A 7,845-nucleotide genomic window follows, 5' to 3' on the forward strand; every position below is an offset into this window, starting at 1 on the left:
TGCTCCAGCCCGCGCTGTGTAGGGGGCAGGGCCCATCGGGTCAATAGCCGAAGGGCGGTCAATTGTGTACCGGCGCGCCGGATTTGCCGTTCCGGCGCCTGCGGTTAGGGCCGTTTCTTGAAGTCGGCCAAATCCGGCGCTAGTTGTCGCGGCGGATTTCCGAGCCGACCGGCTGCGACGGGGCGGCGACCGAGGGCAGGCTGACCGGGCGCAATCCGATCAGTTCCGCGGTGCGGATCGCGCTGTTGCGCCAGAATGCGAACTCGTTGATCCGCGAATTTTCCAGGATTGCGATGGAGACCGCCGCCAGGAATGGCAGGCTCTGCAACACCAGGACGCCGGCGAAGATGTAGATCTCGCGCACCTGCTTGTAGCCGTTGGTGACGACCAGCACGACGGCGCCGATCAGCAGCAACACGCCGATCACGGCTTCCCAGAACGCCTGGAACTCGATCGACATCCGCGACAGGCCGCCCTTGGAGGTGCGGGCGAACGCGAGATGCTCGGTGATCAGGCCCTGCGCCACCGCGCGTGACACCGTCCACTGTACGCTCATCGCCGCGATCATGGCCCCTAACATCTGGCCGGCCTTGATGTTCACGCGCAGCCGGTAGAGCGCGACGAAATGTACCAGCGAGACGATGAAGGAGGCGATGATCGGCAGCGTCAGAATCTTGTCGGGGATCGCGATGTCGGCGAAGGCGACGATCGGCACCCAGATCAGATTGAGGATCGCAACCACGACGCCGAGACTTTCGGCGCCGAGCCAGTTGAGCCAGCCCAGCGAGAACTCGCGGCGCTGATCGGGCGTCAGCCGGCTGGCGCCGGGCAGGAAGCGCCGCCAGTGCTTCTTGACGATCTGGAAGCCGCCATAGGCCCAGCGATGGCGCTGCTTCTTGAAGGCCTCATAGGTGTCGGGCAGCAGGCCCTCGCCGTAACGCACATTGGTGTAGTGCGTGAGCCAGCCCTGCTGCTGGATCGAGAGGCCGAGATCGGTGTCCTCGCAGATCGTGTCAGAGGACCAGCCGCCGGCCTTGTCCATCGCGGCGCGGCGGATCAGGCACATCGTGCCGTGCACGATTATCGCGTTGAACTCGTTGCGCTGGACCATGCCGATGTCGAAGAACCCGGCATATTCGCCGTTCATGATGTAGTGCATCAGCGAGCGATCGCCGTCGCGATGCTCCTGCGGCGCCTGCACGAGGCCGACGCGCGGATCGGCGAACGCCGGCACGAGATCCTTCAGCCAGTCCGGATGCACGACGTAGTCGGCGTCGATGATGCCGATGATCTCGGCATCCGCCGCGGTGCGGTCCATCGCGATGCGCAGCGCGCCGGCCTTGAAGCCCTGCACCTTCTCGGCATTGATGAACTTGAAGCGCTCGCCGAGCAGCCGGCAGTGATCCTGGATCGGCCGCCAGAAGTCGGGATCGGGCGTGTTGTTGATGATGCAGACGCACTCGAAGTTCGGATAGTCGAGCCGCGACACTGCATCGAGCGTCTGCTTGAGCATCTCGACCGGCTCGAAATAGGCCGGGATGTGGATCGAGACCTTCGGAAACTTCACGTTCTCGCCGATCGTGGCGGGCGCGAGCGGCGCGCTCTTGCCGATCAGCCGGCGCGGGCCGCGGCCGAACGCGACCGCAGCGATCTCCTCGATCCGGGCCATCGCGATCAGGACCAGCGGAACCAGCAGCACCAGGCCGAGGCTGAGCGCGAAGGCCGAGCCCCAGACGAAGTAGTGCGTGGTCCAGTACGAGAACACGGTCGCGACCCACGCGCCAACGCCGTTGGCGGCCGCCGACAAGAGCAGCGCCTGCATCACGGTCGGCTGGTCCAGCCGCAGGATCGGCAGCGACATGAACAGGCCGACCAGGACGGCGACCAGCGCAATCTTCCAGTAGTTCAGATCGGTGACCGGTCCGGTCCAGGCGAATTTCGCCTCGCGGTCGGCATTGAGGATGCCCCAGTAGGGACCGACGCCGCCTTCGAAGAACTTCCAGGGCTGATCGATGGCTTCGACGATGTTGTAGTCCATGCCGATGGCTTCGGCGCGGGTGACGAAGTTGCGCAGCACCGTGGCCTGCTGGAACGGACCGGGCTCGGCGCTGCGCAGATTGTAGCCTTGGCTCGGCCAGCCGAATTCGGCGATCAGGATGCGCTTGCCGGGGAAGGAGTCGCGCAGCAGGTTGTAGCGGTCGACCGCCTGGTCCACCGCCTGCTTGTCAGTGAAGTTTTCCCAATAGGGCAGCACGTGCGCGGCGATGAAATCGGCGGAATTGGCGAGTTGCGGATGGTCGCGCCAGATGTTCCAGATTTCACCGGTCGTGACGGGGACGTTGACCGACTTCTTGACCCGCTGGATCACCTTGATCAGCCGGTGCACGTTGTTTTCGGCGACTGCCCACTTGATCGCTTCAGCGCGCTTGCTCAAGCCGCTGCTGCCGTTCTCATCCGGCTGCATTTCGGCGTCGTGAAGACGCTGCGCTTCCTCGCGAAGAATCCTCTCGGACTCCTCGGGCGGCACGCCGATCTCCGGAACCGAACCGAGGTTTTCCAGCGGCACCTGCTCGCCGCGGAACACGGTTTCGTTGCCGACCACGATGCCGATGACGTTGCTGTTGCGTTTGGCCAGGTTGATCGCGGCTTCGATCTCGCGGTTGTTGCGGTTGGCGTCCTTGTCGATCCACGCGCCAACCGTGACCTTCATGCCGAACTCGGCGGCGACCGGCGGCACCAGCTCATTGCCTTCGGTCGACGAATAGAGGCGGACCGCCTTTGTGAGCGTGGAGAGCTTCTTCAGGTCGGCGCGCACCTTCTCGGTGTCGGCGGCAACGTCTGCGACGGTGTGGCCTGACTCGAACGGAGCGTAGGACAGGCTCGGCAGCGTGCCACGGAAATCGGGCGCCGACTGCCTCTCCTGGAAGAGACCCCACAGGGCGGCGTGGGCGGCGGTGACAAGCAACAGGACGGCGACGACGGCGCGCATCGCGGTTAAACCATACGGGGCCTGAGATTGAGGACTAAGCGAACCCGTCCCCTAGGTTCGACCAACACGACAGCGGAGGGAAAGATATCTCCGCCATCCGATTTAACAACTGGTGTGCCGCGATGGCGTTTTAAGGGCGCAAGCCGTTCCAGCCGCGAAAAAAAATCGCGGTCGGACCCCGTCGCGGGATACGGCTATTTCGACGCCGGCGCAGGTGCCGCCGACGGGGTCGGTGCAGGCGAAGGCGACGCCGCCGGTGCCGGTGCGGCGGTGCCGGCCGTCGCCGGCGCCGGGGTGGGAGCAGCGGCCGCCGCCGCAGCCTGGGGCTGCGCGCCCGGATTGATCCAGCAGGCGTGGATGCGGCCGTCGAGGCTGCCGCGCACCTTGTCGTCGATCTGGGCGCCGAACCGGGTCAGGCAGCGGAACGTCGCTTGGACGTGGCCGCCAGGGCAGCCGAACCGGTCGTAGAGGTCGAGATGGCGGAACGCGGTGTCGAGATCGTCGTTCCACATCAGGCGGACGACGCGCCGGCCGAGCCAGACGCATTCCGGGTTGCCGGCCGGGCCGTTGATGGCCTGCTGGGCCTCGACGAATTCCTCGACCTTGCGCTGGTTGGCTTCCCGTGCGGCATTTGCGTTGGCGTCGGGCTGTCCAGGCTGCTGTTTGGCCTGATCCGGCGGATTCGGCGTGCCGCTCTGGGCGAACGCGCCGCCGGCCCCAATGAGGAGCGCAAGGCCCGTGACTAGGCCCGTTACGGCAAGATGGCGCAAACTAGTGTTCTTCAACTCAAGCAGCCGTCGACGCATGTATTCCCCGATAATGTTCCTGCCCCCGCGGGATCATCCTAACGGCTCGCGTGATGCCGTCCAAATAGGTCTCCAGTGCGGCGGAGACTCTGGCGAAATCTGATGACTGGAATTTGGTATTTTGTCCAGCAAACTCACAACTTTATCGACCCAGCGCAAAACTGTCGCAGGACAACCATGGTATTGACCTAATCCCGCTCTTGGCAGATGGGCTGTGACCGGCTAATTCGACGGTCCCCCGGAGGATGGAACCGATTTCGCTTCGTACGCCGCTGGCGCTTCTCCTGATCTCGTTCGCCGTGATTGCATCCGTGTGGTGGTGGCTCGCCACGCCGATTACGCTCGTGCGCGCGCCGATCGATCCCGCTGCAAAGCTGCAATGCGTGTCCTATACGCCGTTCCGCGGCGCGCAGACGCCATTGGATCCCACCACGCAGATTCCAGTCGAGCAGATCGAGCAGGATCTGACCGATCTCGCCAAGGTCACCGACTGCGTGCGCACCTATTCGATCGAGAACGGCCTCGACCAGGTCCCCGGCGTTGCGGCCAAGGTCGGGCTGAAGGTGATGCAGGGCATCTGGCTCAGCAGCAACCGCTTCAAGAATTTGCAGCAGATCGCGATCGCGGTCCGGCTCGCCAAGGAGTATCCTGGCGTCGTCACCTCGCTGATCGTCGGCAACGAGGTGCTGCTGCGGGGCGAGATGACCGCCACCGATCTTGCCGGCAACATCCGCGCGGTGAAGGCAGCGGCGGGCAATCTTCCTGTCACCTATGCCGACGTCTGGGAATACTGGGTGAAGAACCGCGAGATTTATGACGCGGTCGATTTCGTCACCATTCACATTCTGCCGTATTGGGAGGACATCCCGGTCAAGGCGAAGTACGCCGCGGCGCATGTCGACGATATCCGCAAGCGGATGGCGGTGACATTCCCGGGCAAGGAGATCCTGATCGGCGAGACCGGCTGGCCGAGCCAGGGGCGGATGCGGGAGGGCGCATTGCCGTCGCGCACCAACCAGGCGCGGGTAGTGTCCGAGATCCTCGACCTCGCCAAGCGCGAGGGCTTTCGGGTCAACCTGATCGAGGCCTATGACCAGCCCTGGAAGCGCAAGCTCGAGGGCACCGTCGGCGGCAATTGGGGCCTGTTCGATTCGATCAAGCGGCAGGTGAAATATCCGCCCGGCGTTGCTATCACGAACTATCCGGACTGGAAGCTACAGATGGCGGGCGGCATGGCGCTGTCCGTCGCCACATTCCTCGCGGCCTGGCTGACGCTGCGCCGCCGGCCCTGGACGCCGCGGCCGTCGGCCTGGATCGCGGTCGCCGTTTCGGCGACGACGGCGGGGGCGCTGCTCGGGATTGCCGGCGACAAGATGTATTACGAGAGCTACGGCGTCGGCGGCTGGCTGCATTGGGGCGCGCTGCTCGCGGCGGGCATTGCCGCGCCACTGCTGACGGCGCATGCGCTGATCGCCGGGCGGTCGCTGCCGACCTTCCTGGAGCTGGTCGGGCCGCGCGACTATCGCGGCAAGGGCGTGATCGGCGCGGTGTTGGCGATTGTGCTGATCATCACCACCGTGATTGCTGCCGAAACCGCGCTCGGCTTCACCTTCGATCCGCGCTACCGCGATTTCCCGTATGCCTCGCTGACCATGGCGGTGGTGCCATTCGCGCTGCTGACCATGCTCAATCGCCCGAAGGAAGGCATCCGGCCGCTCGCGGAATCCGTGTTCGCCGGCCTGCTGGTGATCGCCGCCGGCTACACGATCTACAACGAGGGCACGATCAACTGGCAGTCGGACTGGACCTGCGTGATGTACCTCTTGCTCGCCGCTACGCTGTGGCGGGCGCGGGCCGCGCAAAACCCAGGATGAACAGCCCGATCGCGAGCCCCGACAGCACGACATTGTAGAGCACGATCCCGAGCCCCGCCGCGATCAAGCCGCCGGTCAGCAGCACGATCGACGGCCGCATCAGGTTGAGCACCGCGATTACCAGCGCGGTGATCCCGAACACCGAGTTCTTGAACAGTACGGTCGACAGCGCGCGAGCCTTGCAGAGCATGGTCTGCGCGCCGGCGTCGCAGGCCAGCGCAACGGGAGAGAACTCGATTGCCAGATAGCGCACGTAGAGCGAGTAGCCGACGGTGACGAAGCCCACGACCATCAGGAACTGGACCTGATAGGGGGAGAGGCGGAACGGAGGTTTTGTCATCGCGGCACTATGGTCGGGATCGGGTTGCGGGACAAGCTCGGTCGGAGCATCGAAATCGGTTGAAAATCCGGCCACAATCCCTTGGCCAACATGATTATTGGCTGTTCCGCCGGAATATCGAGGAGATCGTGGTCGGCTCCGGCTTCTTGTCCTCGGCGACCGGCTGCTGCGGCGGCGGCGATGGTGGTGCGGCGGCGCGCTTCGGCACGGCCCGCCGATGCGATGGCGCCGGCTTGGCTCCGGCGGGCGGCTCGTTGAGGGCCAGCCGCTGGCCGTCATAGATCGCCGTCTCGCAGGTCCGCTGCACCAGGCTGAGGCCCGCGCAGATCCTGGCGGCGGTGCCGGCGTCGTTCAGCGGTCCAGCCACCAGGCGCAACTGCATGCCGAGCCCGTTGCTGTTCTCCTTGATCACGATGATCGGCCGCAGCGCCGCCAGCGGCGCGTTGGCCTTCGACTTCAACAGGCCGCGCCACAGCGCGCGCAGTCCATTGACCGAATTGGCCGTGCCGAGATCGACGCCGAACTCGGTGCGGTGGATCTGTGCCTGCGGCGCATCGTCCTCGGCGTCCGGATCCGCTGTGATCACCAGCGGCGGCATCGGTGCGGTGGTGACATCGTTGGCGGTCGGCGGCTTGACCGCTTCGGTTGCCTTGTTCGCCGCAGGATCGAGCGATGCCAGGACCGGCTTGTCGGCAAGCGGCTTGTTATCCGCGACCAGCGCCGGCGCTGCGGGGGAATCCTCGGCGCCGGCCGCGGCGGCGCTCATCGGACTGGCGATCGATGCGGCCGCGGCGGAATTCGGCGGCGAATTGCCGGAGACTGGCGGCTTCTCCGCGACGGCCTGCGGCTTGGCGGCCGCGAGCACCGGTTTCTTGTCGGCCGTTGCCGGCTTTTCGGCCGCCGCAACCGGCTTCTCGATCGGCCCAGTCGCCTTGCTGTCGCCGGCTGCGGGCTTGTCGACCGCCGCCGGTTTGTCCAACGCGACCGGCGGCGTCGTTGCGACGGCGGCAACGGTTGGCGCGGAGGCGGCGGGCGACGAACTGGCGGTTCCGGGCGAGGGCGCCGCTGCCAAGGGCGATGGTGCCGGCGGCTGCCTCGCGATCGCGCCGGTTACGGAGTCGAGACCCTGCTCCAGCGTGGTGACGCGCGAATACAGCCGGTCGCGGTCGCCGTTAAGCGTATCGATCGCGGACGCGAGCCGGCGCGTCTCGTTGTGGCTCTCCTTCGCCAGCGTCTGCAACTGCTGGGCCTGTCGCGCGAGGTCCGCTGCGGCGACCTGGTCGCGCCGCAGCGACAACGCCGACTGGTTGGCCATCACCGCGACGGTGACGGCGCCGACCGCGGCAACGCCCCACGAGCCGAGCCGCCACAGCATGCGGCGATCCAGAGCATCCTCCTCGGCCAAAAAGCCGGTGGTGCTCTCGGTGTCGAATTCCGCCGCCAGATTGTCGCGATCTTTGGCCAAAGCCCGCTTGGCCCTCCTCAAGGCCCGCCGAATCACGAGGCAAAGATTAACAGGAAATGGACCGGGAACTTGAATCCGGAGCGCCACGGAGGCGAATCGGTTTCTTCTGCCGGGGAAAACAATTAAAGACGGCCTCGAAGACAGCTTTGCGCGCGAACTGCGCGCGACATCGAGGATTGCGAATGACTGCGCGAACGAGCCTGACAGTGGTGCTTGCGGCCGGCGAGGGCACGCGGATGCGCTCGTCGCTGCCGAAGGTGCTGCACCCCGTGGCCGGGCAGCCGCTGCTGGCGCTTGTGCTCAACGCCGCCGCCTCCGGCGAGGGATCGCAGCTGGCGGTCGTGGTCGGCCCGGACCATGAGGCGGTCGCA

The 7,845-nt window shown here is 65.7% G+C and carries 6 protein-coding genes; 2 read left to right on the plus strand and 4 right to left on the minus strand.

Translation table 11 applies throughout. The features are described from left to right. Positions 1-139: 139 nt before the first annotated feature. A complete protein-coding gene (locus AKL29_RS12590) occupies positions 140-2,989 on the minus strand; it encodes a glycosyltransferase (RefSeq protein ID WP_028332068.1) in 2,850 nt (949 codons plus the stop codon). A gap of 194 nt (positions 2,990-3,183) precedes the next feature. Next, on the minus strand, positions 3,184-3,795 hold the full coding sequence (locus tag AKL29_RS12595; protein ID WP_050384384.1) for a hypothetical protein: 612 nt from the start codon (positions 3,793-3,795) through the stop codon (positions 3,184-3,186). Between the two features lie 245 nt (positions 3,796-4,040). Between AKL29_RS12595 and AKL29_RS12600 the strand changes: the two genes are divergently transcribed. Further along, a complete protein-coding gene (locus AKL29_RS12600; RefSeq protein ID WP_050384385.1) occupies positions 4,041-5,669 on the plus strand; it encodes a glycoside hydrolase family 17 protein in 1,629 nt (542 codons plus the stop codon). On the opposite strand, the gene AKL29_RS12605 is transcribed toward AKL29_RS12600, so the two are convergent. Together AKL29_RS12605 and AKL29_RS12610 are read right to left on the minus strand one after the other, a co-directional pair. After that, positions 5,629-6,009 carry a hypothetical protein gene (locus AKL29_RS12605; RefSeq protein WP_050384395.1) on the minus strand — a complete coding sequence of 127 codons (381 nt, stop codon included), beginning with the start codon at positions 6,007-6,009 and terminating at the stop codon, positions 5,629-5,631. The two genes, AKL29_RS12600 and AKL29_RS12605, sit on opposite strands and share 41 nt — an antisense overlap. 94 nt (positions 6,010-6,103) lie before the next feature. Continuing rightward, entirely contained in the window at positions 6,104-7,474 is a 1,371-nt protein-coding gene (locus tag AKL29_RS12610) for a hypothetical protein (RefSeq protein ID WP_050384386.1), read from the minus strand. 182 nt (positions 7,475-7,656) lie between these two features. On the opposite strand from AKL29_RS12610, the gene AKL29_RS44725 reads away from it, so the two are divergent. Then, positions 7,657-7,845: NTP transferase domain-containing protein (locus AKL29_RS44725; RefSeq protein ID WP_244481969.1), on the plus strand; the 189-nt coding region annotated here is incomplete at its 3' end.

It is taken from the genome of Bradyrhizobium pachyrhizi (assembly GCF_001189245.1).
GTDB classification, from domain to species: Bacteria; Pseudomonadota; Alphaproteobacteria; order Rhizobiales; family Xanthobacteraceae; genus Bradyrhizobium; species Bradyrhizobium pachyrhizi.

What these genes read in the sequence shown, in the direction of transcription:
- AKL29_RS12590 (WP_028332068.1), bottom strand. Translation starts at nt 2,989, where the DNA reads ATGCGCGCCGTCGTCGCCGTCCTGTTGCTTGTCACCGCCGCCCACGCC.
- AKL29_RS12595 (WP_050384384.1), bottom strand. Translation starts at nt 3,795, where the DNA reads ATGCGTCGACGGCTGCTTGAGTTGAAGAACACTAGTTTGCGCCATCTT.
- AKL29_RS12600 (WP_050384385.1), top strand. Translation starts at nt 4,041, where the DNA reads ATGGAACCGATTTCGCTTCGTACGCCGCTGGCGCTTCTCCTGATCTCG.
- AKL29_RS12605 (WP_050384395.1), bottom strand. Translation starts at nt 6,009, where the DNA reads ATGACAAAACCTCCGTTCCGCCTCTCCCCCTATCAGGTCCAGTTCCTG.